This window comes from Streptomyces sp. NPDC003691, from assembly GCF_053981115.1.
On sequence record NZ_JBSFNQ010000082.1, the window covers coordinates 1 to 26,260 of the forward strand.

The 26,260-nt window shown below is 73.9% G+C and carries 21 protein-coding genes; 14 read left to right on the forward strand and 7 right to left on the reverse strand.

Annotation, left to right across the window (positions count from 1 at the left end):
- Positions 1-120: 120 nt before the first annotated feature.
- The gene (locus ACWDR0_RS28185; protein ID WP_456354602.1) at positions 121-633 is read right to left on the reverse strand and encodes a sigma-70 family RNA polymerase sigma factor; all 513 of its coding nucleotides are present in this window, start codon (positions 631-633) and stop codon (positions 121-123) included.
- 245 nt (positions 634-878) lie between these two features.
- Here ACWDR0_RS28185 and ACWDR0_RS28190 point away from each other — a divergent pair, with 245 nt between their 5' ends.
- Positions 879-1,913, forward strand: a complete 1,035-nt coding sequence (locus tag ACWDR0_RS28190; RefSeq protein WP_456354603.1) for an aspartate-semialdehyde dehydrogenase — start codon at positions 879-881, stop codon at positions 1,911-1,913.
- Between the two features lie 260 nt (positions 1,914-2,173).
- Here ACWDR0_RS28190 and ACWDR0_RS28195 read toward each other — a convergent pair whose 3' ends face one another.
- On the reverse strand, positions 2,174-3,379 hold the full coding sequence (locus ACWDR0_RS28195; RefSeq protein WP_456354604.1) for an MFS transporter: 1,206 nt from the start codon (positions 3,377-3,379) through the stop codon (positions 2,174-2,176).
- Positions 3,380-3,741: 362 nt separating this feature from the next.
- Positions 3,742-4,326: a DUF1203 domain-containing protein gene (locus ACWDR0_RS28200; protein WP_456354622.1), complete on the reverse strand. Its 585-nt coding sequence runs from the start codon at positions 4,324-4,326 to the stop codon at positions 3,742-3,744.
- 251 nt (positions 4,327-4,577) lie between these two features.
- On the opposite strand from ACWDR0_RS28200, the gene pepN reads away from it, so the two are divergent.
- The 5 genes from pepN (at position 4,578) to ACWDR0_RS28225 (ending at position 10,882) form a co-directional block, all read left to right on the forward strand.
- A complete protein-coding gene (gene pepN / locus ACWDR0_RS28205; protein WP_456354605.1) occupies positions 4,578-7,160 on the forward strand; it encodes an aminopeptidase N in 2,583 nt (860 codons plus the stop codon).
- Positions 7,161-7,889: 729 nt separating this feature from the next.
- On the forward strand, positions 7,890-9,461 hold the full coding sequence (locus ACWDR0_RS28210) for a sensor histidine kinase (RefSeq protein WP_456354606.1): 1,572 nt from the start codon (positions 7,890-7,892) through the stop codon (positions 9,459-9,461).
- Positions 9,458-9,871, forward strand: a complete 414-nt coding sequence (locus ACWDR0_RS28215; RefSeq protein WP_456354607.1) for a roadblock/LC7 domain-containing protein — start codon at positions 9,458-9,460, stop codon at positions 9,869-9,871. The genes ACWDR0_RS28210 and ACWDR0_RS28215 overlap by 4 nt, the downstream gene beginning before the upstream one ends.
- Complete coding sequence (locus ACWDR0_RS28220; protein ID WP_456354608.1) at positions 9,868-10,224, forward strand: DUF742 domain-containing protein; 357 nt, start codon at positions 9,868-9,870, stop codon at positions 10,222-10,224. Before ACWDR0_RS28215 ends, ACWDR0_RS28220 begins: the two co-directional genes overlap by 4 nt.
- Positions 10,205-10,882, forward strand: coding sequence for a GTP-binding protein (locus ACWDR0_RS28225; RefSeq protein WP_456354609.1), 678 nt, complete (start codon positions 10,205-10,207; stop codon positions 10,880-10,882). Before ACWDR0_RS28220 ends, ACWDR0_RS28225 begins: the two co-directional genes overlap by 20 nt.
- On the opposite strand, the gene ACWDR0_RS28230 is transcribed toward ACWDR0_RS28225, so the two are convergent.
- On the reverse strand, positions 10,879-11,904 hold the full coding sequence (locus tag ACWDR0_RS28230; protein WP_456354610.1) for an EamA family transporter: 1,026 nt from the start codon (positions 11,902-11,904) through the stop codon (positions 10,879-10,881). The two genes, ACWDR0_RS28225 and ACWDR0_RS28230, sit on opposite strands and share 4 nt — an antisense overlap.
- 207 nt (positions 11,905-12,111) lie before the next feature.
- Here ACWDR0_RS28230 and ACWDR0_RS28235 point away from each other — a divergent pair, with 207 nt between their 5' ends.
- Positions 12,112-12,636: a MarR family winged helix-turn-helix transcriptional regulator gene (locus tag ACWDR0_RS28235; protein WP_456354611.1), complete on the forward strand. Its 525-nt coding sequence runs from the start codon at positions 12,112-12,114 to the stop codon at positions 12,634-12,636.
- 104 nt (positions 12,637-12,740) lie between these two features.
- On the opposite strand, the gene ACWDR0_RS28240 is transcribed toward ACWDR0_RS28235, so the two are convergent.
- Together ACWDR0_RS28240 and ACWDR0_RS28245 are read right to left on the reverse strand one after the other, a co-directional pair.
- Positions 12,741-12,986 carry a hypothetical protein gene (locus ACWDR0_RS28240; RefSeq protein ID WP_456354612.1) on the reverse strand — a complete coding sequence of 82 codons (246 nt, stop codon included), beginning with the start codon at positions 12,984-12,986 and terminating at the stop codon, positions 12,741-12,743.
- 81 nt (positions 12,987-13,067) lie between these two features.
- A complete protein-coding gene (locus ACWDR0_RS28245) occupies positions 13,068-13,358 on the reverse strand; it encodes a hypothetical protein (protein WP_456354613.1) in 291 nt (96 codons plus the stop codon).
- A 244-nt stretch (positions 13,359-13,602) separates the two neighbouring features.
- Between ACWDR0_RS28245 and ACWDR0_RS28250 the strand changes: the two genes are divergently transcribed.
- Positions 13,603-16,863 carry a beta-N-acetylglucosaminidase domain-containing protein gene (locus ACWDR0_RS28250; RefSeq protein WP_456354614.1) on the forward strand — a complete coding sequence of 1,087 codons (3,261 nt, stop codon included), beginning with the start codon at positions 13,603-13,605 and terminating at the stop codon, positions 16,861-16,863.
- A 160-nt stretch (positions 16,864-17,023) separates the two neighbouring features.
- Here ACWDR0_RS28250 and ACWDR0_RS28255 read toward each other — a convergent pair whose 3' ends face one another.
- Positions 17,024-17,560, reverse strand: a complete 537-nt coding sequence (locus ACWDR0_RS28255; protein WP_456354615.1) for an HNH endonuclease — start codon at positions 17,558-17,560, stop codon at positions 17,024-17,026.
- Between the two features lie 295 nt (positions 17,561-17,855).
- Between ACWDR0_RS28255 and ACWDR0_RS28260 the strand changes: the two genes are divergently transcribed.
- The 6 genes from ACWDR0_RS28260 (at position 17,856) to ACWDR0_RS28285 (ending at position 26,217) form a co-directional block, all read left to right on the forward strand.
- Complete coding sequence (locus ACWDR0_RS28260; RefSeq protein ID WP_456354616.1) at positions 17,856-18,974, forward strand: mechanosensitive ion channel family protein; 1,119 nt, start codon at positions 17,856-17,858, stop codon at positions 18,972-18,974.
- Between the two features lie 536 nt (positions 18,975-19,510).
- On the forward strand, positions 19,511-20,674 hold the full coding sequence (locus ACWDR0_RS28265; RefSeq protein WP_456354623.1) for an ROK family transcriptional regulator: 1,164 nt from the start codon (positions 19,511-19,513) through the stop codon (positions 20,672-20,674).
- Between the two features lie 193 nt (positions 20,675-20,867).
- A complete protein-coding gene (locus ACWDR0_RS28270; protein WP_456354617.1) occupies positions 20,868-22,133 on the forward strand; it encodes a 6-phospho-beta-glucosidase in 1,266 nt (421 codons plus the stop codon).
- The gene (locus ACWDR0_RS28275; protein ID WP_456354618.1) at positions 22,124-23,113 is read left to right on the forward strand and encodes an N-acetylglucosamine kinase; all 990 of its coding nucleotides are present in this window, start codon (positions 22,124-22,126) and stop codon (positions 23,111-23,113) included. Before ACWDR0_RS28270 ends, ACWDR0_RS28275 begins: the two co-directional genes overlap by 10 nt.
- Before the next feature lie 552 nt (positions 23,114-23,665).
- Positions 23,666-25,126, forward strand: a complete 1,461-nt coding sequence (locus ACWDR0_RS28280) for a hypothetical protein (RefSeq protein ID WP_456354619.1) — start codon at positions 23,666-23,668, stop codon at positions 25,124-25,126.
- Between the two features lie 11 nt (positions 25,127-25,137).
- Positions 25,138-26,217 carry a glutamate ABC transporter substrate-binding protein gene (locus ACWDR0_RS28285; RefSeq protein ID WP_456354620.1) on the forward strand — a complete coding sequence of 360 codons (1,080 nt, stop codon included), beginning with the start codon at positions 25,138-25,140 and terminating at the stop codon, positions 26,215-26,217.
- The last annotated feature ends 43 nt before the right edge of the window (positions 26,218-26,260 follow it).

A 26,260-nucleotide genomic window follows, 5' to 3' on the forward strand; every position in this document is an offset into this window, starting at 1 on the left:
AGCACCGCCATATCCCGCGCCGCGCTCTCCGCCGCGGGGTCCCCCTCCCGTACCGGCTCCCCCATCAGGACGGCCATCAGGGCATCGCTCCCGGCGGTCTCGTTGTGCCTGTCGTGCATCTCACACCACCTCGTCCGTACGGAGCCGCTCCCGCATCGCCTTCGCCGCCGTGTGCAGCCGGCTCTTGACCGTTCCCTCGGGCACCCCCAGTTCGAGCGCTATCTGCGGCACGGTCAGATCCGCGTAGAAGCGCAGCACCAGTACCTGTCGCTGGGCCGCGGGCAGCGCGTCCAGACCCTCGGCGACGGTCAGCGCCAGCAGCCTGGCCTCCTGGCCGCCCTGGGCTTCCGGGTTCCACACCTTCAGCGCCGCCAGCCGGGCCGCGGTCCGCTCCAGCCGCCCCCGGGTGCGGTGCCAGTCGGCCGCGAGGTTGGAGGCGACAACGGCGGCCCATGCCCCCACGTCCCGCGGCGGGTCCTCGCCCTTCGCCCGCCGTTCCAGCAGCCGCAGCCGGATCTGCTGCACCCCGTCCTGAAGCTCGGACCGGGGCACCCCGCCGAGCGCGAGCACCGCGCTCACCCGGCTGACCTGCGCCGGGGCGAGCGGGTCCACTCCACCGTCCGCGACCGCCAAGACTTCCTCCCCAAACCCGCGTTTCCCCTGTGACGCGGGACGGGGGTGAAACGTTCGGAGGAATTCCGGACGGCCGGCCGGGACCGCGAGCGGGACCTCCGGCGAAAGCCCCGGAAATCCCGCAAACAGGACTGCCGACGTGTTCCGCTCGTCACACGTCCCGCCCCTTGGACAATGGACTGGACAAGTCGGCCGTGGGCACACGCATCATGGAGCGGCATCCCAGAACGTACGAAGGAGTTTCCGTGAGGGTCGGAATCGTCGGAGCCACCGGTCAGGTCGGCACAGTCATGCGCAGGATCCTCGCCGAGCGGAAGTTCCCGGTGACGGAGCTGCGGCTGTTCGCCTCGGCCCGGTCGGCGGGCTCGACGATCACCTGGGAGGGCCGGGAGATCACCGTCGAGGACGCGGCCGTCGCGGACTACACGGGCCTCGACATCGTCCTCTTCTCCGCGGGCGGCGCGACCTCCCGGGCCCTGGCCGAGAAGGTCGCGGGCCAGGGCGCCGTAGTGATCGACAACTCCTCCGCATGGCGGATGGACCCGGCCGTGCCGCTGGTGGTGTCCGAGGTCAACCCGCACGCGATCCGGAACCGCCCCAAGGGCATCGTCGCCAACCCGAACTGCACCACCATGGCCGCGATGCCGGTACTGAAGCCGCTCTCCGAGGAGGCCGGTCTGGTCTCCCTGGTCGCCACCACCTACCAGGCGGTGTCGGGCTCCGGCGTGGCCGGGGTCGCCGAGCTGGACGGCCAGGTCAAGGCGGTCGCGGAGGACGCTCCGGCGCTCACCCACGACGGTGCGGCGGTCGACTTCCCCGAGCCGGGCGTCTACCAGCGCCCCATCGCCTTCAACGTGGTCCCGCTCGCGGGCAACCTCGTCGACGACGGCTCCGCCGAGACCGACGAGGAGCAGAAGCTGCGGAACGAGTCCCGGAAGATCCTGGAGCTGCCGGAGCTCAAGGTCTCCGGCACCTGTGTCCGGGTCCCCGTCTACTCGGGCCACTCCCTCCAGGTCAACGCCCGCTTCGAGCGCGCGCTGAGCCCGGAGCGCGCCCGTGAGCTGCTGTCCGGCGCGCCGGGCGTGGAGCTGTCGGACATCCCGACCCCGCTCCAGGCCGCGGGCCGGGACGCCTCGTACGTGGGCCGGATCCGGGCCGACGAGACCGTCGAGCACGGTCTCGCGCTCTTCCTCTCCAACGACAACCTGCGCAAGGGCGCGGCGCTGAACGCGGTCCAGCTGGCGGAGCTGGTCGCGGACGAGCTGTCCGCCGGGCGGTAACCGCCGGCGCGGAGCGGTGGGTGACAGGACCGGCCCCGGGAGTACGTTCCCGGGGCCGGTCCTTTCGTACGGGAGCACCCCCGCTTTCCGCGCGGCGCAGGCGCCGAGCCGTACGGAGAAGGCGCCCCGCGCCTTTCGTACGGGAGGGACACCCTGCGCCCTGCCGTGCCGCCGCCCGCGCCCCGGGGTGCCGGACACGGCTCAAGGCATCGCGCCCCGGGGTGACGGGGGTGCCAGGTGCCGGGACTGCCGGCCGCGGCTCAGGCCGGCGCGTCCGGCGGGGCGCAGCGCGAGCGGGCCAGGACGAACGCGGCGAGCAGCGCCGGGCCGCCCGCGAGCAGCAGGGGTGCCGTGGCGGACCAGCGGTCCATGGCCGCGCCGCCGCCCGCCGCGCCCAGGGCGATGGACGCGTTGAAGACGCCCGCGCAGAGACCGGACACGGCCTCCCGGTCCCCGGGCGCCGCCGCGAGCATCCAGTGCTGTGCGGAGACGGAGAGCCCTCCGTACGCCAGTCCCCAGAGCACCAGCAGCCCCACGGAGAGGGGTGCGCTCGTTCCGGTGAGGGAGAGCGGCGGGACCACGACGGCGAGGGCGGTGGCGACGGTGAGCAGGGCGCGGCGCGGCGAGCGGGCGGACACCGCGCCGCCGAGGAAGTTCCCGGCGACGCCCGCGACCCCGTAGAGGAGCAGCAGTCCGCCGATGGCCCCGGCGGGGACCCCCTCGACATCCTCCAGGACGGGCCTGACATAGGTGTACGCGGCGAAGTGCCCGCTCACCAGGAGGGTGACGGCGACGAGTCCGGTGCGGACGGCGGGGGTACGGGTCAGCGCGGCCGTCTCCCGGGGGCGTACGGCCCGCTCCGGGGGCAGCGGCGGCAGCAGCAGGCGCAGCGCCACCGCGACCGCGAGGGCGAGTGCGGCGACCGCGGCGAAGCCCCACTCCCAGCGGGTGAGGTCGCCGATGAGGGCGCCCGCGGGTATGCCGAGGACGGATGCGACGGCGATGCCGCTGAAGACGACTGCGGTGGCGCGTCCGGCGGCGGCCGGGGGCACCAGCCGGTGGGCGAGTCCGGCGGCGATCGCCCAGACTCCGCCGATGGCGACCCCGACCGCGATCCGGGCGGCGAGCAGCACGCAGAAGCCGGGGGCGAGCGCGGAGACCGCGTTGGCGAGGGCGAGGAGGAGCAGCAGCCCGGTCAGGACGCGGCGCCGGTCGGCGCGGCCGGCGACGGCGGGTAACAGGGGGGCGCTGAGCGCGGCGACGATGCCGGGGAGGGTGACCGCGAGACCCGCGGTGCCCTCGGAGACCCCGAGGCCGCCGCTCATCGGGCTGAGCAGTCCGACGGGCAGCATCTCGCTGGTGACGACGGTGAAGGTGGCGGCGGCGACGGCGAACACCGCGGCCCGGCCGCCGTGCCGGGTACGGGGCGGTCGCGGGGGCGCCCCCTGGAAGAGGTCGGTGGTCATGCACCCAGCCTTCGCCGGTCGGTCCCGGGGGACAACGACGGCTGTCCTATCCCGCCATGAACGGCCGGGCATCCGGTCCGCGGCCCCGGGCCGGGCCCCGCCCCCGGCGCATCCGGAATTCCCGCCGGGACCGGCCGTCCGGCCGCTCCCCTGCTCCCGGCCCGTACCGGCACGGCGGACCGGAATCCGGTCACCCGGGCGCGGCGGCCGAGGGGGCGGTCCGTACGCCCCTGTCTGCCGCCCGCCCGGGGGTCCGGCTCCGGGGCCCCGGAATCATCGCGTCCGGCCTTCGTCCGCCCTCCGTCCGGCCGGCCGCCGGGCCAGGGCACCGGCACCGCGGCCCGGTGTCGGCTGGCGGACCGTCAGCGGCGTACCTCGAAGTGGAAGCAGCCGTGCTCCACCGCTCGGACATGCACCAGGGCGACCGCCGGGTCCGCGAAGGCCCGGTCCAGGGCCGCGTCGAAGCCGCCGTCCGGAGCGTCGGACAGCTCCAGCAGGCTGCCGCCCGCGATCCGGCCCCGGGCATCGTAGCGGCGAAGCACCCGCAGGGCGCCGGTACGGGCGAAGGGGTAGCCGGTGGCGCCGGGCGCTTCGGGGGCCGGGCCGCCGCAGTCCTCGGCGTGGATGTACACCGGGCCCTGTTCGTCGTACGCGCCCGGTTCGGCCCCGTTCTCGGCGGCCCAGCGGCGCAGCGGGGCGTACGAGACCAGGGCGAGGGTCTCGCCGGGGCGGCTCTTGCGCAGACAGCACCGGAGCGGGGCGCCGCCGAGGCCGTCGGTGAAGGGCGCGCAGGGCCGTCCGGCGTCGTCGGTGGTGCGGAGGAGGGCGAGGACGGCGGGTTCGACGGGCAGCGGCCGGTACCGGGCGGCGGTCGCCCGCTCCCCGGCCGCCGCGCCGGCCGCCGGTGCCCCGGCCCGCCCGGTCGTCGCCGCAGCCGTCCCCGCCATCCCCATCACCGTCTCCGTAACCGTCCCCGTCACCGCCGTCGTCCCCGGGTGCTGTTGTGTCGCCTGTGTCGTCATGGGGAGAGCCTGACCCTCCGTGCCACGCAAGTCCGGCGGATATCGGACATCGCGTCCCGGTCCCCGGAGCGGCGCTCCGTCCGGCCGCCGCCGCGCACGCGGGGAGTACTCGGCGGCGCCCGGCCGGGCCCCATGGAAGGATGGCCGCAAACACCACATAACCGAGGAGACACCGCGTGCCTGGCACGAATCTGACCCGCGAGGAGGCGCAGCAGCGGGCGCGCCTGCTCACGACCCACGCGTACGAGATCGAGCTCGACCTCAGCGGCGCCCAGGAGGGCGGCATCTACCGCTCCGTGACGACCGTGCGCTTCGACTGTGCCGAGGCGAACGCCCACTCGTTCATCGACCTGGTCGCCCCGGCGGTGCACGAGGTCGTGCTGAACGGGAAGCGGCTCGACGTCGCGGCCGTCTTCCGGGACGCGCGGATCGAGCTGAACCATCTCCACGAGGGCGCGAACGAGCTGACGGTCGTCGCGGACTGCTCGTACACGAACACCGGCGAGGGCCTGCACCGCTTTGTGGACCCGGTGGACCAGCAGGCGTACCTCTACACCCAGTTCGAGGTGCCGGACGCCCGCCGGGTCTTCGCCAACTTCGAGCAGCCGGACCTGAAGGCGACGTTCCAGTTCACCGTGAAGGCCCCGGAGGGCTGGACCGTGATCTCGAACTCCCCGACGCCGGAGCCGGTGGACAACATCTGGCGGTTCGAGCCCACCCCGCGGATCTCGACCTACATCACGGCGCTGATCGCGGGCCCGTACCACGCGGTGCACAGCTCCTACGAGAAGGACGGCCAGTCGGTGCCGCTGGGCATCTACTGCCGGCCGTCGCTGGCGGAGTTCCTGGACTCGGACGCGATCTTCGAGGTCACCCGGCAGGGCTTCGACTGGTTCCAGGAGAAGTTCGACTACGCGTACCCCTTCGCCAAGTACGACCAGCTCTTCGTGCCGGAGTTCAACGCGGGCGCGATGGAGAACGCGGGCGCGGTGACCATCCGCGACCAGTACGTCTTCCGCTCGAAGGTGACGGACGCGGCGTACGAGGTCCGTGCCGAGACGATTCTGCACGAGCTGGCCCATATGTGGTTCGGCGATCTCGTGACCATGGAGTGGTGGAACGACCTCTGGCTCAACGAGTCGTTCGCCACCTACACGTCCATCGCCTGCCAGGCCGCCGCGCCGGGCTCGCGCTGGCCGCACTCGTGGACCACGTTCGCCAACTCCATGAAGACCTGGGCGTACCGCCAGGACCAGCTGCCGTCGACCCACCCCATCATGGCGGAGATCCGTGATCTGGACGACGTCCTGGTCAACTTCGACGGCATCACCTACGCCAAGGGCGCCTCGGTACTGAAGCAGCTGGTGGCGTACGTCGGCGAGGACGCCTTCTTCACCGGCGTGCAGTCGTACTTCAAGGCGCACGCCTTCGGCAACACCCGGCTGAGCGATCTGCTGGGCGCGCTGGAGAAGACCTCCGGGCGCGATCTGCGGACCTGGTCGCAGAAGTGGCTGGAGACGGCCGGCATCAATATCCTCCGTCCGGAGGTCGAGGTCTCCGCCGACGGCGTGATCACCTCGTTCGCCGTTCGGCAGGAGGCCCCCGCGCTGCCCGCCGGGGCGAAGGGCGAGCCGGTGCTCCGGCCGCACCGCATCGCGATCGGCTTCTACGACCTCGGCGACGCGGGCAAGCTGGTCCGCCGCGAGCGGATCGAACTGGACGTGGACGGCGAGCTGACCGCCGTACCGCTGCCCGCGGGCACCGTACGGCCCGCGGTGATCCTGCTCAACGACGACGACCTGTCGTACGCCAAGGTCCGGCTGGACGAGGCGTCGCTGAAGTTCGTCACGGCGCACCTGGGCGACTTCGCCGAATCGCTGCCGCGCGCCCTGTGCTGGGCCTCGGCCTGGGACATGACCCGCGACGGCGAGCTGCCGACCCGCGACTACGTCGCGCTGGTGCTCTCCGGCATCGGCAAGGAGAGCGACATCGGTGTGGTGCAGTCGCTGCACCGCCAGGTGAAGCTGGCGATCGACCTGTACGCGGCGCCCGCCTCCCGCGAGGAGCTGCTCGAGACCTGGGCCGGGGAGACCCTGTCCCGGCTGCGGGCGGCGCAGCCGGGCAGCGACCACCAGCTGGCGTGGGCCCGGGCGTTCGCGGCGGCGGCCCGTACCGAAGGACAGCTCGAACTGCTCGCCGGACTGCTCGACGGCAATGCCTCCGTCGAGGGCCTGGTCGTCGACACCGAGCTGCGCTGGGCGTTCGTGGAGCGGCTGGCCGCGACGGGCCGGATCGACGAGGCCGCCATCGAGACGGAGTACGAGCGCGACCGTACGGCGGCGGGCGAGCGCCATGCGGCGACCGCGCGCGCCGCGCGTCCGACGGCCGAGGCCAAGGCCGAGGCATGGGCGTCGGTGGTGGAGCGCGACGATCTGCCGAACGCCATGCAGGAGGCTGTGATCGGGGGCTTCGTCCAGTCCGACCAGCGCGCGCTGCTGGCGCCGTACACGGAGAAGTTCTTCGCGGCGGTCAAGGGTGTGTGGGAGTCCCGCAGCCATGAGATGGCCCAGCAGGTCGCCATCGGGCTCTACCCCTCGCTCCAGGTCGAGCGGGCGACGCTCGACGCGACGGACGCCTGGCTGGCGGCGGCCGAGCCCAACGCGGCGCTGCGGCGGCTGATCTCCGAGTCCCGCTCGGGTGTGGAGCGGGCGCTGCGGGCGCAGGCGGCCGACGAGGCGGCGGCCGCGGAGCGCGGCTGACATCACGGCAGCGGCGGGCCCGGTACGGACTCCGGACGGACTTCCGTACCGGGCCCACCGTCGTGACCAGCAGTAACAGCGTGGGACAGCGGGATATGACCGCGGCAACGCGACCACGGCCGAATCCTTGTCGATCATGCGGCGAACGGCCGCCGAGGACACCGGAATCACTGCTTCCACCTGGGCGGCCGGTTGGCCGGTTGCCCTCTTGCACACCCGGGCCCGGCGACCGGAACGGACCGGTCCGGCACCGCCGTCCCGACGGCGCGGCACCCGCGCGCACCGCCGGGACGGATATTCCGCGCGGGCGCGCGCTCCCGGAGGTCCGGTACCGCTCAGCGGACTCGAACAGACGCCCGGGGGCGCGATTTCCCGGCCCCGAACCCGTACTCCGGGCCCGTACCGGCGTCCACCCACCCTCACCGGATGGGACCGAACACCAGGTCAGCGAGGGGGAACCGACCCCGTCCACGGATTCCGCTTCACCGCTGGACACCCCGGCGGCGCCCCCTGCGGCGCGGCCGTCGCCCACCATGGCGTCCCCATCCCCCACGATGGCCGAAAACAGTCGCTCGATTGTCCACTGTGCAGGCCGCGGGCCCCTGGCCGATTCGCAACGCACACATCGCGCCAATCATTGACCTAGAGTCACGAACCGTAAGCGGACAGGGATATGCTTCCGGACCGTCGTCCTATGATCATTCCCGTTCCGATGGTTTGAGGGTGCTGATGGTCCGACAGAAAACGTCGACCGGAAGTCCGCGGAGCGCGGCCTCTTTCGTTTGGCTCGTGCCCGTAGTCGTCACCGCCGTTGCCGCCGCCACCGCCGCGTCCCTGGTGTCCCCGTCCGCGCGCTCCGCCGCGATCTGGACCGGCGCCTGCGCGGTCGCCGCCGTCGCGGCCGCCGCCTGGGCGGCCGTACGCCGCACCCGTGAGGTGCACCGCCTGACCGCGCTCCTCGCGGAGCGGGAGGCGGTGATCGCCCGTAACGAGGAGGCCGCCGAGCGGCTCGTCCGCGAACTGCTGCCCGACATCCTGATCCGGCTCCAGCGGGGCGAGTTCCCCGAGGACCTGCTGCCCGGCATCGACCTCCCGCCCGAGTACCTGTCCGTGCTGCACTCCGTCGTGGAGACCGTCAGCGCCGAGGAGGACCTGCGTGAATCCGCGCAGCGCGCCTTCGTCAACATCGCCCGCCGGGTCCAGGCGATCATCCACCAGCAGGCCCTCGAACTCCGCGTCATGGAGGACAAGCACGGCAACGACCCCGCCGTCTTCGGCGATCTGCTCCGGATCGACCACGCCACCGCGCTGGTCGGCCGGCTCGCCGACTCCATCGCCGTCCTCGGCGGCGCCCGGCCGGGCCGCCAGTGGAGCCGGGCCGTACCGCTCTACAGCGTGCTGCGCGGCGCGATGTCCCGGATCATCGACTACCAGCGCGTCGATCTGCACTCGGTCTCGGAGGTCGCCGTCATCGGCCCCGCCGTCGAACCGCTGATCCACGCGCTCGCCGAACTCCTCGACAACGCCACCCGCTACTCGCCGCCGCAGACCCGGGTCCACCTGACCGCGGTGGACGTCAACTCCGGGATCGCCGTGGAGATCGAGGACGGCGGGGTCTCGATGAGCGAGGAGGCCCGGCTGCGCGCCGAGCGGATGCTCAAGGCCGCCCGGGAGGGCCTGGACCTCAACGACCTCGGCGAGACCCCGCGGCTGGGCCTCGCGGTCGTCGGCCGGCTCTCCCAGGCGTACGGCTTCCAGGTCTCGCTGCGCTCCTCCGCGTACGGCGGTGTGCGCGCCGTACTCATCGTGCCCAAGAAGCTGATCACCAGCGCCAAGGCGGCGACCGGGCTGGCCCACGGCATCGGTATCGCCTCCGGCCCGCGGCCCCATCCGCCCATCGTCCTGCCGCCCCGGCCGGGCACCAAACCGGCCGGCGGGGGCCCGGTGGCCCCGGAGCGGAACGGCGGGACGCACCGCAGGGTCACCGGCCCCATCCCACCCGCCCCGCCCGCGGTGCACGACGACGGGTCCGAGGTCCCGATCGTCACCGAACGCACCCCGAACGGCCTGCCGCAGCGGCGCCGCAAGGCCCCGGCCTACGACCTCGTCCTACCAGTCACGGCACCGCCCGCGCCCGCGGCACCGCCCGCCCCCCGGCGGCCCGGTCAGCAACAACAGCCCCAGCAGCCCGAGAGCCCGGAGGAGGCGCCCCCCGTCCAGCCCGGCATCTGGCTCGCGGCGTTCCAGAGCGGCCTCGCGGGTGAAGACCCTCATTCGAACAAGGGGAGTACGCAGCCATGATGCAGCAGCAGTACCGGACCAACATGGACTGGATGCTCAAGGACCTGGCCGAGGGCGTACCGCAGACCAGGAACGTCGTCGTGCTCTCGGCCGACGGGCTGCGCATCGCCCAGCACGGCTCCGACCCCGACACCGCCGACCGGCTGGCCGCCGCCTGCGCCGGGCTCCAGAGCCTGGCCGGCGCGGTCGCCTCCGAACTCCCGGGCAGCGACGGCCGGATGCACCTCGTCGTCATCGAGATGGACGGCGGCTTCTTCTATCTGATGGCCGCCGGTGCGGGCGCCTTCCTCGCCGTCCTCGCCGAGGAGGGCGTGGACGCCGGGCTGATGGGCCAGCGGATGCGGGACCTGGTGCTGCGCATCGGGGAGCACCTCAGCGCCCCGCCGCGACAGGATCGGCAGTCCGCGTGAGCCAACCGGGAGACTGGGAGGGCGCCAGTCCGGAACGGCTCTACGTCATCACCGGCGGCCGCAGCGGCGCACAGGTCCCGGCCGCGCTCGACCTGGTCACCCTGATCGTGGCGACCTCGGGCCCGCGGCACGGGATGCCGCCGGAGCAGGCCGCCATCGTCAGGCTGTGCGGATCGCCCCTCTCGGTGGCGGAGATCTCCGCGTATCTGAGCTTTCCGGTGAGCGTGGTGACCGTCCTGCTGGGTGATCTGCTCGTCGACGAGCAGGTCACCGCCCGGGCACCGGTCCAGCGCGCGCCGCTCCCCGACCGCGCTTTGATTGAGGCAGTGATCGATGGACTACAGAAGCTCTGACCTCCCCGCCGGTACCGCCACCGGCGCATCCGCCGCGGGCACCGTGGCGCCCCGCCCGACCGGGCCGCGCAGCGAGGACGTCCTGCCGGACACCACGACCGCGGCCGTGAAGATCGTCGTGGTCGGCGGTTTCGGAGTGGGGAAGACGACCCTGGTCGGCGCGGTGAGCGAGATCCGTCCGCTGACCACCGAGGAGACCATGACCCAGGCCGGGGTCGGCGTGGACGACATCGAGGGCGTCGAGCGGAAGACCACCACCACGGTGGCGATGGACTTCGGCCGGATCAGCATCAACGACGAACTGGTCCTCTACCTCTTCGGCACCCCCGGCCAGGAACGCTTCTGGTTCCTGTGGCGGGGGCTGTTCGAAGGGGCGCTGGGCGCGGTGGTCCTGGTCGACACCCGGCGGCTGGAGGTCAGCTTCGACGTCATCGGCAAACTGGAGGAGCGCCGGGTGCCGTTCGTGGTGGCCGTGAACTCCTTCCCGGACGCCCCGACCCACCCGGTCGAGGAGATCCGCACCGCCCTCGACCTCCCGCCCGGCGTCCCGATCGTCGACTGCGACGCCCGCCTCCGCCGCTCCAGCCGCGATGTCCTGATGACCCTGATGCGCTACCTCCAGCGCCTGGCGCTGGCGACGGAGGCTTCGGCTTCCTAGCGGGTGGCCGGGGCGGGCGGAGCCGGGACGTCTGCCGCGGCAGAAGCCGGGACCGGGGCCGGGACGGCTGCCCGGGCAGCGGCCGGAGCGGGGGCCGGAGCCGCTCCGGTGGCCCCGGCGGTCCGGCCGCCGGGAGCCGCGTCCGGAGTCGGCCCACCGATCCCCCGGCCCGCACGCGGCTGCCACTGGCCCACCAGTGTCGCGCCGAAGGCCAGCGACATGCCCGCGAGTTGGACCGGGGTGAGGGATTCACCGAGGGCGGCCCAGCCGATGACGGCCGCGGTGATCGGGGAGAGCGGGCCCAGCAGGGTGACCGAGGTGGCGGTCAGTTGGCCGATGCCGCGGAACCAGAGCCAGTAGCCGACCGCCGTGTTGACCAGGGCGAGATAGACGTAACCCGCGATGTTCGTGGCGTCCAGGGCAGGTGGCGCGCCCTCGACCGCGAAGGCGATCGGGGTGATCAGCAGGCCGCCCGCGGTGAGCTGCCAGCCCGTCATCACCAGCGGGCCCACGCCTTCGGGGCGGCCCCAGCGTTTGGTGAGTACGGTGCCCGCGGCCATCGACGCCGACGCGGCGATACCGGCGGCCACGCCCACGGCGTCCAGGGCGGCGGTCGCCTTGAGGACCACCATGCTCACTCCGAAGGAGGCGGCGATCGCCGCGAGCACCGAGCGGGTCGACGCCCGGTCGCCGAGGAGCAGGGCCGAGAGGCCGATCACGAACAGCGGGCCGACCGAGCCGGCGACCGCGGCCACTCCGCCGGGGAGGCGGTAGGCGGCGAGGAAGAGCAGGGGGAAGAAGGCTCCGATGTTCAGGGCGCCGAGGACCGTGGCCTTCCACCACCAGTCCCCCCGTGGGCGGACCCGGGTCAGGGCCAGGATCAGCAGTCCGGCGGGCAGCGCCCTCATCATGCCCGTGAACAGGGGGCGGTCGGCCGGGAGGAACTCCGTGGTGACCGCGTAGGTGGAACCCCAGGAGACCGGGGCGAGCGCGGTGAGGGCGATGACGGCTGCGCGGTTCATGGCGGGCCTCTCTGAGGGCGGTAGTCAAGAGACGGGCAGTGGGCGGGTACGGCGGACGGGTACGGCGGAGGGGCTTCGGGCCGGGCTCCGGAAGGGATCCGGAGTAGCTCGATGGGAAGTAGCTTACTCGTAAGCTACTTGGGCGCAAGAGGGTTTCTCGTAAGTCACTTACTTGAGAAAGAGCGACGCGCGGCCGATACTGCTGCCATGACCCTCCGCAGAGCCGCCCCCGCCCCGGCGCCCGCCCCGCATGACGCGGTCGACGCCATCACCGACCAGTGGGCAGACGTCCGGCCCGATCTGGAGACGGTGCCCATGGCCGTCTACGGGCGGATCTACCGGATCGCGCGCACCATGGGCGACCGGATGGAGCAGGAGTACGGGCGCTTCGGCATCGGCCGCGGCGAGTTCGACGTGCTGGCGACGCTGCGCCGCTCGGGGCTGCCGTACACCCTCTCCCCCCGCGAGCTGTCGGCGACGCTGATGCTCACCACCGGCGGGATGACGGGCCGGCTCGACAAGCTGGAGAAGGCCGGGCTGCTGATCCGCAACCCCGACCCGAACGACCGGCGCGGACTGCGGGTGACCCTGACACCGGAGGGCCTGGAGATCGTCGACCAGGCGGTGACCGCCGGTCTGGCGGTTCAGCGCGAGGCGGTCGACGCGGCGCTGGACCCGGTGGAGACCGAGCAGTTGGCGGCGCTGCTGCGCAAGCTCATGGCCGCTTCATGAGCGCCTGGTGAGCGGGGCCCGGCCCCGTGCCGGGACACGGCGAAGCGGCCCGGTGGCGGATGGCCTCCGGGCCGCTTCGGTGAAGTCTTCGGTTGTGGGCGGGCTCAGCCCTGCTGCTTCTTCGGCCGGTCCGTCGACTTGTCGAGGACCATCACCGCGGCCGTGATGGCCAGGAAGATCGCCAGCGGCGCGACCACGAACAGGCCCAGCGTCTCGACGACGCTCAGGCCGGAGCCCGGGTCGTCACCGTCGTCCCGGGTCAGCGCCAGCGCGGGCGACGACAGGAGCAGCATCATCAGCGTCGTACCGGTCACGACGGTGCCGGTGCGCAGAGCGTTCTTCTTGTCCACGGTCCCCAAAGTAGCGAACGGCCCTCGGGGGCGCGCGCCCGGGGGTGCCGTACGGGGACGGCGGGGTGCGTGCACGCCCCTTCACCACTCCCGGGCGGAACTGCCCCCGGCGGTGGCATGGGCCGTGGGTTCGCTGGTCAGGGGCGGGATGTCGACGAGCGGCGGCTCGCTGGTCAGCGGCGCGGGCCCGAACAGCGGGGGTTCACTGGTGAGCGGGCCGGGCACGGCCTCGGCCTCCGGGACCCATCCCGGTTCGACGTCCCGGGCACCCGCGGCGGGCAGGGCGGGCGCCGCGGACCCGGTGGCCGCGGCGGTCGCCACCGCGGGCTCGGTGAGCGCGGAGAGCAGCAGGTGTGCGGCGGGCGCGGTCATCGGCATCACTCCTCGGAAGGCGGTACGCGGTTCCCGGCGCGCCTACCCCGTTGGACCGTCCTCATCCGCAACAGAGGCATCGGAAGCACGGGAAGCGCCGGAGGCACCACCGGCCCCGGGGGCCGCGCAAGCCGCCGGTCCCTCCCGCGCATTGACACTGCCGGTGCGGGGGTGATGGGCTCGTTACCGTTCGGAGACCTCGGAGTGATGCGCGGGGCGGGCCATGGAACGGAGAGGAGCCGCTGTGCGGTTGGCGCGCGGAAGGCACCCCGGCAGGGGTACGGCCGCGGCGGTCGCCGTCGCGGTGATCGGCGGCCTCCTCGGCGGTGCCCAGGGCGCGGCCGCCGCCCCCGTACCGCCCGGTGCCACACCGGGTGCCACGGCCGACCCGGAGGGCCGGGCCGACGGCTCCGTACCGTCCGTATGGCCGCGTCCCCAGTCGCTGAAGCCCCTGGGTCCGGCCGTGGCGCTGGGCGGCGAGGCGACCGTGGTCGCCGCCCCGGACGCCGATCCGTACGCCGTCGAAGCGGCCCACCGGGTGCTGCGCGACGCCGGTGTGCACACCCTCTATACGACGCTCCCGGGGCGCGGCCCCCTGGTGTATCTCGGCGGCCCCGGCGCCGAGGCTTCCCTGCGGGCCCTCCGGGCCGCCGCCCGCGGTGATCTGCCGTCCGGCGGCTACCGGCTGGCGGCCGGGGCGCTCGGCGGCCGCGGCACGGTCGCCGTCGACGGCACCGGCCCGGACGGGCTCTTCCACGGTGTCCAGACCCTGCGCCAACTGGTGCGCGGCACCGCCCCCGCGGTCGCGGGCGTCGTCGTCCGCGACTGGCCCGGGACGGCCGTACGCGGTACGACGGAGGGCTTCTACGGCCGCCCCTGGAGCCACCGCCAGCGGCTGGCCCAGCTCGACTTCATGGGCCGCACCAAGCAGAACCGCTATCTGTACGCCCCCGGGGACGACGTTTTCCGGCAGGCCCGCTGGCGCGACGCGTACCCCGCCGCGCGGCGGGCGGAGTTCCGTGAACTGGCGGACCGGGCCCGGCGGAACCACACCACCCTGGCCTGGGCGGTCTCCCCCGGGCAGCGGATGTGCCTGTCCGACGCGGCGGACGTCCGGGCGCTGAACCGGAAGCTCGACGCGATGTGGGCGCTGGGGGTGCGCGCGTTCCAGCTCCAGTTCCAGGACGTCAGCTACAGCGAGTGGCACTGCGCAAAGGACGCGGAGGTCTTCGGCCGCGGGCCGGAGGCGGCGGCCCGGGCCCAGGCCGCGGTGGCGGGCGCGGTGGCACGGCATCTGGCGGAGCGTTACCCGGGCTCGGAGCCGCTCTCCCTGCTGCCGACGGAGTACTACCAGGAGGGCGGCACGGCGTACCGGCGGGCGCTCGCCGCCGCGCTGGACGAGCGGGTGCAGGTGGCGTGGACAGGAGTCGGGGTGGTGCCCCGGACGATCACCGGGCGGCAGGTCGCCGGCGCGCGCGAGGCGTTCGGCCATCCCCTGGTGACGATGGACAACTATCCCGTCAACGACTACGCGCAGAACCGGCTCTTCCTCGGCCCCTACACGGGCCGGGAGCCCGCGGTGGCGGCCGGTTCGGCCGCCCTGCTGGCCAATGCCATGCAGCAGGCGTCGGCGTCGCGGATCCCCCTCTTCACCGCCGCGGACTACGCCTGGAACCCGAAGGGCTACCGCCCCGGGGAGTCGTGGCGGGCGGCCCTGGACGAACTGGCGGGCGGCGACCCGGCGGCGCGCGCGGCCCTCGGGGTGCTCGCCGGGAACCACACCTCCTCGGTGCTGGACGACACCGAGTCGGGGTATCTGCGCCCGTATCTGGACGGCTTCCGCCGCGCCCTGGAGCCGGGGACCGCTCCGGCGGCCCTGGAGCGGGCGGCGGACGCGCTGCGGGCCCGGTTCACCGAGATGCGCCGGGCGCCCGGGGCGCTGGCGGGCACCGACGGCGGCAGGCTGGACGACGAGATACGTCCGTGGCTGGACGAGCTGGCGCGGTACGGGGCGGCGGGGGAACTCGCCGTCGACGTACTCCGCTCGCAGGCCCGCGGCGACGGCCGGGCGGCCTGGCAGGCGTCGCTGGCGCTGGAGCCGCTCCGGGCGGATCCGGCGGACGGCCGGGCGGTCGTCGGCCGGGGCGTGCTGGAACCGTTCCTCGACCGGGCGGCCGCCGAGGCGGCCCGCTGGACGGGCGCGGCCCGGACGCCGCGCCCGGACGCGGCGGGCGTGGTGGAGCTGGCGCGGGCCCGGCCGGTGGCGTCGGTGACGGCGATGACGGTCCCCGGGGCGCCGGGGACGGACCCGGGCCGGCTGGAGGTACGGGTGCCGGGCGGGGGCTGGCGTACGGTCGGCGCGCTCTCGCCGTCCGGCTGGACACAGCTCGCGGCCGGCGGAGCGACCGGCGGGCTGCCGGTGGACGCGCTGCGGGTGACCGGGGGCGGCCCCGGTACGGAGATACGGGCCCTGGTGCCCTGGTACACGGACGAACCGGCGGCCGGTACGGCCCTGGTCTCGGAGGTCGCCGACGCCGAGATCGGCGGGGCGCCGGTCCGGGCGGGCCTGCGGCTCAGCCCCGGGCGCCCGGCGGACGTGACCGGCACGCTGACCGTGCAGGCGCCGCCCGGGATCACGGTGAGCGCGCCCGCGCGGGTGACCGTCCCGCGCGGCCGGGCGCTGACGGTCCCGGTCGGGGTGACCGTCCCCGCGGGCGCGCCCGCGGGGACGTACCGGGTCGTGCTCTCCTTCGCGGGGCAGGAACGGACGCTGACGGTCCGTGCCTTCCCCCGGACCGGCGGCGCCGACCTGCTGGCCGGAACCGGGGCGACGGCGTCCTCCTCGGGCGACGAGACCCCCGATTTCCCGGCCGCGGCAGCGCTCGACGGGGACCCGAAGACCCGCTGGTCGTCGCGGTACGAGGACGGCGCGTGGTGGCAGGCGGAGCTGCCGGAGGCGGTACGGCTGGGCAGGGTCGTCCTGCACTGGCAGGAGGCGTACGGCTCCGGCTACCGGATCCAGGTCTCCGACGACGGCCGGGCGTGGCGGACGGCGGCGACCGTCGTGGACGGCCGCGGCGGTACGGAGACGGTCCGGATGGACGCGCCCGGCACCCGTTTCGTCCGGGTCCAGGGCGACCGGCGGGCCACCCGCTTCGGCTATTCGCTGTTCGCGGTGGAGGCGTACGCGGTGGCGGCGGGTCCGGCGCCCGGCGCGACGGCGGGGACAACAGGGACGGCAGGTGCGGCAGGGACAACAGGCACGGGCGGGGGAACGGCGGCCGGGGCCGGAACGGCAGCGGGCGCGGGTGCCGCGGCCGGTACGGATACGACCGGCGGCGGCCCGGGAGCGGCGGTCGGGACAGGGGCAGGGACGGGGACAGGGACAGGAGCCGGTACCAGTACGGGTACGGGCGCGGGATCCGGCGGCGGTACGGGCCCGGCTGCCGGACCGGCTGCCGGTACGGACACGGCCCGGGAAGCGGCCCGCGCGCCCCACTCCTGAACGGGGCCTTCCGGAGCACCGGACGGCGCGCCCCGCCGTCCGTCCGGGCGGGACCCCGGCCCCTGCCGCGGTGCCGCCGCGCCTGGTGGCCGGGCCGGGCACGGGCACGGCAAAAGCCCCCCGGGCCCGCGTGCCCGGGGAACGAAAAATGGCTCCGGTCTCAGGCGGAAACGCCGTCGATCCGAGCCATCGCGTCCTCCGCGCCGTACGGTTGCAGATACGGCAGCCAGCGCGGATCCCGGTGTCCCGTACCGATGATCCGCCAGGCGAGTCCGCTCGGCGGGGCGGGTTGGTGCCGCAGGCGCCAGCCCAGTTCGCGCAGCTGGCGGTCGGCCTTGACATGGTTGCAGCGACGGCACGCGGCGACGACGTTGTCCCAGACGTGCTGGCCACCGCGGCTGCGCGGGATGACGTGGTCGACGCTGGTTGCGACGCCACCGCAGTACATACAGCGCCCGCCGTCGCGGGCGAAGAGGGCCTTGCGGGTCAGAGGAACGGGCCCCCGGTAGGGGACCCGTACGAACCGCTTCAGGCGGACGACGCTCGGTGCTGCGATCACATGGGTCGCGCTGTGCAGGAAGGCGCCGGACTCCTCCAGGCAGAGAGCCTTGTTCTCCAGGACGAGGACGAGCGCGCGGCGGAGCGGTACGACGCCGAGCGGCTCGTACGACGCGTTGAGGACCAGGACATGCGGCACGGTTGATGCCTCCTTGTACGCCGGCGACGCGTGGCTCGCGCCGGGACGATCTGCTTTTAGTTTCTCCTCAGTGCAGGTCGGTACGCCACCACGTGGCGGTAACGGGCTCGGAGTGTTTTCAACCACACCACCAGCACCACCGGCGCGGCGGATGGACCTTCCCGGCCCCGCCCGGGCTGCGTTTCCCGGGCCGCCGGGTGAGTCTGGTCTCTCCGACCGCGCACGGAGGGGGTCGGCCCGGATGCCGCCGTTAGGGTGGTTGATCTGCTGTACGCCATGCCTGGAGGTTCCCCCCGTGACCGGCTTCTGGTCGTCGATCGCCCTCGCCGTGCCCCGCTCGGCCGGGACACCGTCACCGTCCGAGCCGCCTTCCGACGCCCCCGTCGCACCCGTCACCCTCGACGAGGCCGCCGAGACGGCGGGCAACGCGGCGGGCTGGGTGGAGGAGAACTGGTCCACCTGGCTCAACACCGGACTGCGCATCGTGCTGATCCTGGTGGTCGCGCTGGTGCTGCGGATGCTGGTGCGCCGGGCGCTGACCAAGCTGATAGAGCGGATGAACCGTTCCGCCCAGGCGGTGGAGGGCACTGCGCTCGGCGGACTGCTGGTGAACGCGGAGCGGCGGCGGCAGCGCTCGGAGGCCATCGGCTCCGTACTCCGCTCCATCGCGTCGTTCCTGATCCTGGGCACGGCCGGGCTGATGATCCTGGGCGCCTTCAAGATCAACCTGGCGCCGCTGCTGGCCTCGGCCGGTGTCGCGGGCGTCGCCATCGGCTTCGGCGCCCGCAATCTGGTCACCGACTTCCTCTCCGGGGTCTTCATGATCATGGAGGACCAGTACGGCGTCGGGGACACGGTCGACGCGGGCGTGGCGACCGGCGAGGTCGTCGAGGTCGGGCTGCGGGTCACCAAGCTCCGCGGCGACGACGGGGAGATCTGGTACGTCCGCAACGGCGAGATCAAGCGGATCGGCAACCTCAGCCAGGGCTGGGCGACCGCGACGGTCGATGTCACGGTCCGCCCCACCGAGGACATGGACCGGGTCCGCTCGGTGATCGGCGGGGTCGCGGACGAGCTGGCGAAGTCCGAGCCGTGGAACGAGCAGCTGTGGGGGCCGGTGGAGACGCTGGGCCTGACCGAGGTGCTGCTGGACTCGATGACGATCCGCGTCGCGGGCCGGACCATGCCGGGCAAGGCACTCGGGGTGGAGCGCGAGCTGCGGTGGCGCCTCAAGCGGGCCTTCGACGCGGCGGGCATCCGGATCGTCGGCGGGATCCCGGCTCCGGAGACGGCGGGCGCGGCCGCCGATCCGGCCGCCTCGATGGCGGCGCCGTCGGCGCTGGCGAGCCCGACGTCCCCGCAGTCGCTGGCCACCGCGCCGATTCCGCCGGCCCCGCCGAACCTCCAGAAGTAACAGGCCCGAGGCCCTTCCACCGTTCCCTTCTGCGACTCCTCTCCGGGCCCGCCGGCCTCCACCGGCGGGCCCGGCGGCGTATACGGGGGCGGGCGCGGTGGCATTTCCGGCGGCGTTCTGCGGCGGCCCCGGTGGTGCTCCGGAGGCCGTCGCCGGAGCGCCGGTACCGGCGGTCCGGGCGCCCCTCCGGTGCCACGGCCGCCGTCCCATCCGCCCCTCGCGCCCCGGGACCCTACGCATCCGGCCATTGACGCGGGCCCCGGTCCGGCATACGTTCATAAGGCATTAGGAAACTTTCCTAACAGTGCAGCGGGCATACGTCCGGATCGTCCGCGATCACCGGCAACGTCCACGGACATCCGCGCAAGCGGTCCGTCCCCGTCGGAAGGGCAGGTGCGTTCCCCGTGACCGGTACGGCCCCCGGCACTCCGGAGACCTCCGGCGCCCCGGCCGCGTTCGGCACGTTCGGCGCTCCGGATGTACCCGGCGCACCGCGCCCGGCGAGCACCCCCGGCACCCCCCGCGTGCTGCGGGCCATGAACGACCGCACCGCACTCGGGCTGCTCCTGGCCCACGGCCCCCTGTCCCGGAGCCGGATCGGCAGGCTGACCGGGCTCTCCAAACCCACCGCCTCCCAGTTGCTGGCCCGGCTGGAAACGGCCGGACTCGTCGTCGCCACCGGCACCACCGAGGGACGGCCCGGCCGCGGCGCCCAGCTCTACGAGGTCAATCCGCGCGCCGCCTTCGCCGCCGGACTCGACGTCTCCCCCCGGCGCATCCGGGCGGCGGTCGCCGATCTCACCGGAACCGTCGTCGGCGAGTACGAGCTGGCCACCGGCAGCGACCGGGCCGGGAGCGCGGTACGGCAGGTCACGGAGGCCCTCGACGCGGCCGCCGCGGCCGCCGGGCTGACCCGCTCCGCCGTCCAGCGGCTGGTCATCGGCACCCCCGGCGCCTTCGACCCGTCCACCGGACGGCTGCGGTACGCCTCCCATCTGCCCGGCTGGCACTCCGCGGCCTTGCCGGACGAGCTGGCCGCGGCCCTGCCGATGCCCTTCCATCTGGAGAACGACGTCAATCTCGTCGCGATCGCCGAACAGCGCCTGGGCGCGGCCCGCGGCCACGACGACTTCGTCCTGCTCTGGAACGAGGAGGGTCTCGGCGCCGCCCTGGTCATCGGCGGCAGACTGCACCGCGGCTTCACCGGCGGCGCGGGCGAGGTCGGTTTCCTGCCCGTCCCCGGCACCCCCCTGGTCCGGCAGGTCGCCCGTACGAACAGCGGTGGTTTCCAGGAGCTGGCCGGAGCCCAGGAGCTGCCGAAGCTGGCGCGCAGACTCGGCGTCGAACCCGTCGGCGACGGCCACTACTCGGTGGTCGCCCCGGAGCTGGTGGCGCGCGCCGCCGCGGCGGCGGACGGCCCCTGCCGTGCCCTGCTGGAGACCTACGGCACCGCCCTGGCCACTGGACTGGCCTCGGTGGTCGCCGTCCTCGACCCGGAGCTGGTCGTCCTGGCCGGGGCGGCCGTGACCGCCGGGGGTGAGCCGCTGCTCGCCCGGGTCGGGGCGGAGCTGACCGAACTGGCCGCGACCCGGCCGCGCCTGGCCATGGCCTCCGTACGCGAACATCCCGTGCTGCGCGGGGCACTGGAGAGCGCCCTGGCGGCCACCCGCGACGAGGTCTTCGACACCTCGACCCACTGACCCCGGCCCCTCTCCCCGTCCCGTACTCCCGTACTCCCCTACTCCCCTACCTCGTTGTCCCGTTGTCCCGTTGTCCTGTTTTTCCCGTTGTCCCGTCGGTCCGTTCCCCCGGGCCGCCCCGGCCGTCCCCTTCGTGGTGCGGCGGGCGTTCACCGGGGGATCGCACCGACCGGAGCGAAAGGCTAGGAACCGTATGAAACTGGCAGTCGTGGGTGGCGGATCCACCTACACACCCGAGCTGATCGACGGCTTCGCCCGGCTCCGGGACACCCTTCCGATCAGCGAACTCGTCCTCGTCGACCCGGCGGCCGAGCGGCTGGAGCTGGTGGGCGGGCTGGCACGGCGGATCTTCGCCCGGCAGGGGCACCCCGGCCGGATCGTCACCACCTCCGACCTGGACGCCGGTGTCGAGGGCGCGGACGCGGTGCTGCTCCAGTTGCGGATCGGCGGGCAGCAGGCCCGGCTCCAGGACGAGACCTGGCCGCTGGAGTGCGGCTGCGTCGGCCAGGAGACCACGGGCGCGGGCGGGCTGGCCAAGGCCCTGCGTACCGTTCCCGTCGTCCTCGACATCGCCGAGCGGGTCCGCCGGGCCAACCCGGACGCGTGGATCATCGACTTCACCAACCCGGTGGGCATCGTCACCCGGGCGCTGCTGCAGGCCGGCCACAAGGCCGTCGGTCTCTGCAACGTCGCCATCGGATTCCAGCGCAAGTTCGCGAAGCTGCTGGACGTATCGCCGTCCGAGGTCCATCTCGACCATATCGGGCTCAACCATCTGACCTGGGAGACCGGAGTCCGGATCGGCGGGCCCGACGGGACCGACCGGCTGCCGGAACTGATCGCCGCCCACGGCGAAACGATCGCCGGGGACCTGAAGCTGCCGCGCCCGCTGCTGGACCGGCTCGGTGCGGTGCCCTCGTACTATCTGCGCTACTTCTACGCGCACGACGAGGTCGTCGAGGAGCTGCGGACCAAGCCCTCACGGGCGGCCGAGGTCGCCGAGATGGAACGGCAGTTGCTGGTCATGTACGGGGACCCGGCACTGGACACCAAGCCCGAACTGCTGGCCGGGCGCGGCGGCGCGTTCTACTCGGAGGCGGCGGTCGACCTCGCCGCGGCGCTGCTGGGCGGCGGGGGCAGCCCGTACCAGGTCGTCAACACCACCAACAACGGGACGCTGCCCTTCCTGCCGGACGACGCGGTCGTCGAGGTGCAGGCCGCCGTCGGCGCCAAGGGGGCCGCGCCGCTGCCGGTGCCGCGGGTGGATCCGCTGTACGCGGGGCTGATCGCGAATGTCACGGCGTACGAGGACCTGGCGCTGGACGCGGCGCTGCGCGGCGGGCGGGAGCGGGTGTTCCGGGCCCTGCTGGCGCATCCGCTGATCGGCCAGTACACCTACGCCGAGCAGCTCACCGACCGGCTGATCGCGCACAACCGGGAGCACCTGGCGTGGGCGTGACCTCAGCGGTCCTCGCGATCGACGCGGGCAACAGCAAGACGGACGCCGTCTTCGTCGGGGCGGACGGTTCGGTGCTCGGCTCGGCCCGGGCGGCGGTGGGCTTCCAGCCGCCGAAGGCCGGTATCTACGCCGCCGTGGAGGCCCTGGCGGGCACCGTGGCCGCGGCACGGGGAGCGGCGGCCGCCGCGGGCCGGCCGGTCGACCGGGTCGAACTGGTCTCGGCCTGCCTCGCCAACGCCGACCTGCCGGTGGAGGAGGAGGAGCTGACGGCCGCGCTGCACGCCCGCGGCTGGGGGCGTACGACCGTGGTCCGCAACGACACCTTCGCGCTGCTGCGGGCCGCGGTGGACGAGCCGCGGGGCGTGGCGGTGGTCTGCGGCGCGGGTATCAACTGCGTCGGGATGCTCCCCGACGGGCGGACGGCCCGCTTCCCCGCCCTCGGCAGACTCTCCGGCGACTGGGGCGGGGGGCTCGGGCTGGCCGAGGAGTCCCTCTGGCACGCCGCGCGCGCGGCGGACGGCAGGGGTGCGCCGACCGCCCTGGCCCGGGCCCTGCCGGAGCACTTCGGGCTCGGGTCGATGGCGGAGCTGATCGAAGCGCTGCACCGGCGGGTGATCCCGCACACCCGGGTGCACGAGCTGACGCCCGTGCTCTTCGCGACCGGCGCCGAGGGTGACGCGGTGGCCGGGGAGGTGGTCCGGCGGCTGGCGGAGGAAGTGGTCGCGATGGCCACCGTGGCCCTGGAGCGACTGGGGCTGCTGGCGGAGGAGGTGCCGGTGGTGCTGGGCGGGAGTGTGCTGGCCGCCCGGCATCCCGAACTGGAGGCCGGAATCGTGGAGTTGCTGGCGGCGAAGGCGCCCAAGGCCGAACTGCGCTGGCTGACCGCGCCGCCGGTGCTGGGGGCGGTCCTGCTCGGTCTCGACGGGGTGGGTGCACCGGCGAGCGCGGCGGCGCGGGTCCGCGGGCACTACGGGGTGTAAGGACTGCGGGATACGGGGGACTGCGGTCGCTGCGGGGCCGCAGTCCCCCCGGCAGTCGCTACGGGGCGGCAGTCCCCCCGGCGGTCGCTACGGGGCCGGGTACGTGCGCCTGTTCGGGCGCGTCGCCGGTGCGGCGCGGGGCACCGCAGGTCCGGGGTGGGGCGCTGCAGGTGCCGCGGGCAGCGGGACCGGGCCCGGCCCGCTGTTCCCCCGCTCCCCCGCCCGCCCCGGCGGATCCGGTTCGCGGAGCCGTCTCGCGGGCCGGTTGGCGAGGACTCGCCAGTTCCCGCGCACGGGCCGTGCGGAGGGAACCGGCGGGGCGCCGCGAGCGTATACACGGTGAGATACGGCGAAGGGCGGCGCCGGGGGTGATGAACGGACGATCCGGGCGGCGGAGCGGGGGCAGGAGCGGCCGGGGCGGCCGTCCTCCGGTGCAAGATCGAGTCAAGCCTGCTGTGCGCGGCGGCCATCGCCGCCATACTTCTCGCCATGGGGGCCGGGCCCCCACCCGCCGGGGGGCGGGGCACCGTCAGCGACCGAGGGGGAGGTCACGTGACATACCCGCCGAACGTGCGCAGCGCGCACCCGTCGGCTCCCGTGTCCGGGCCCGGATCCGGGCCCTCCGGGCCGGAGGCTCCGGCGGGCCCTGCGGGTCCCGTGCCGGATCCCCGGCTCGCGGCCCCCGCGGGCGGGCCCGCCGCGGGACCGGTGGGCGCGGCCGAGGCCGTCGCGAGGCTGCGCGCGGCCGCGACGACCGAGCCGGGGAAACTGCGGATCGTCGGGGCGGTGCTGGCGGCCCTGGTGATCGCCTTCGGCGCGGTCACCGCGCTGGAGGTGGCCGACCGGGCGACCGCCGCCGACGACGTGGTCAGCCGCAGCCAGCCGCTGAGCGCCGACGCCGCCCTGGTCTACCGCTCCCTCGCCGACGCCGACACGGCGGCGTCCAGCGGATTCCTCGCGGGCGCCGCGGCCGAGCCGCGCGCGGTCCGCGAGCGGTACGAGAAGGACATCACCCTCGCCTCCCGGCTGCTGGTCAAGGCCGCCACGCATACGGACGCCGACAGCGAGTCGGGCCGTCAGATCCGTACGCTCAACGAGCATCTGCCGTTCTATACGGGCTTCGTGGAGACCGCCCGCTCCTACAACCGGCAGGGCAAGCCGCTGGGCGGCGCCTATCTGCGGTTCGCCAACGAGCGGATGACGAAGGTCCTCCTGCCGGCCGCGCAGAAGCTGTACGACGCGGAGACGGCGCGGCTGGAGCGGGACCACGAGGACGCCACGTCCTGGCCGCTGTTCGCCCTCTTCACCGGCGTCCTCGCGCTCGGTGCCCTCGGTGTCGCCCAGCGGCGCAACTATCTGCGCACCAACCGGGTCTTCAACCAGGGGCTCCTGGCCGCCACGGCCGGGGCGGCGGTGCTGCTGCTCTGGCTGGTCGCCGCGCACACGGTGGCCGCCTCCCAGCTGGGCGAGGCCCGTACCAGCGGCCAGGACTCGCTGCGCGCGCTCAACGACGCCCGGATCAGCTCGCTGAAGGCCCGGGCCAACGAGAACCTGGTCCTGGTCGCCCGGGGCGCGGTCCTCACCGACGACGGCAAGAGCGACAAGTACGAGACGGAGTACCAGGAGCACATGGGCGCCCTGGCCGACGCCCTCGGGCACGCGCAGCGGCTGGCGGACGACACCCGGGGGAGCGCTCCGCTGGAGGAGGCGGCCGGGAGCGTCGGCAGATGGCGGGATCTGCACCATGAGGTCACCGTGACCGACCAGACGGGCGACTACGAGAAGGCGCTGCAGAAGGTCATCGGCGGCGAGGGCTCGACGGGCGAGACGTTCGACAAGGTGGACGCGGCGCTGGACCGGGCCCTGAAGCACGAGCAGCGGGAGTTCACCCGGGCCGCGGAGAGCGGCCGGGGCGCCTTCGGGCTGCTGCCCGCGGGCGCGGCCGTGCTCGGGGTGCTGGCCGCCCTGGGAGTGGTTCTCGGGATCAACCGCAGACTGTCGGAGTACCGGTGAGAGGGGGCGTGATGAAGGATTCCGGCAACGACGGGGCCGGGGCCGCGGCGAGGCGGCTCAGCCCCCGCGGCTGGGGCGGAGTCGCCGCCATGGCCGCGGTCTGCGCCCTGGCCGCCGGGACGCTGCTGCCGCTCTCGTGGGACGCGGGGACGACGATCGCCGCCATGGACACCACCGGGTCGGCGAGCGGGGCGACCCGGGCGGTCACGGCCCCCGGCGAGGAGTGCGTCTCCCCGGAGGCCTCACTGCCGCCGTCCGCGGCCGACGGCCCGGCCGTCGAAGCCATCAAGCGCCGGGGCCGTCTGGTCGTCGGCGTCGACCAGAACAGCTACCGCTGGGGCTACCGCGATCCGGCGACCGGCGACCTCCAGGGCTTCGACATCGACCTGGCGCGGGCGATCGCGGACGACATCTTCGGTATCCAGGGCACCGGCAAGGCGCAGGAGCAGGCCAGGGCGAAGGTGCTGACCTTCCGGGCCGTCCCGACCAACCAGCGGATACCCGCCCTGAACAACGGCACGGTCGACATCGTCGTCCGCACGATGACCATCAACTGCGCCCGGATCAAGCAGGTCGCCTTCTCCACCGCGTACTTCCAGAGCGGGCAGCAGATCCTGGCCCCGCAGAACTCCACCATCACCGGGTACAACGCCACGCTCAAGGGCCGGCGCGTCTGCTCGGCGGAGGGCTCGACGGCCTATGACGCGCTCACGAAGAACGCCTTCGGCGCGGTCTTCAAGGACCGGGGCGACGGCCGCCCGGACGACGAGGACATCCTGACCGTCCCCAATCAGCTCGACTGTCTGGTCCGGCTCCAGCAGGGTCTGGTCGACGCGGTGCTGACGGACAGCGCCCTGGGAGCCGGGCAGGCCGCCCAGGACCCGGCCGTCGGGCTGAAGGGCGACAAGCCGTTCACCACGGAGTACTACGGCGTCGCCGCCAAGCTGGGCAAGGACGATCTGGTGCGCCGGATCAACCATGTGCTGGAGGAGTACCGCGAGAGCCGGTGGCAGGCCGCCTACAAGAAGTGGCTGGAAGCCGATCTGCCCAAGATACCCGGGCCTCCCGCGCCCAAGTACCGCACCGGCTGACCGACGGCGGAGACAGCAGTACTGCTGAGACGAAAGAGGTGAT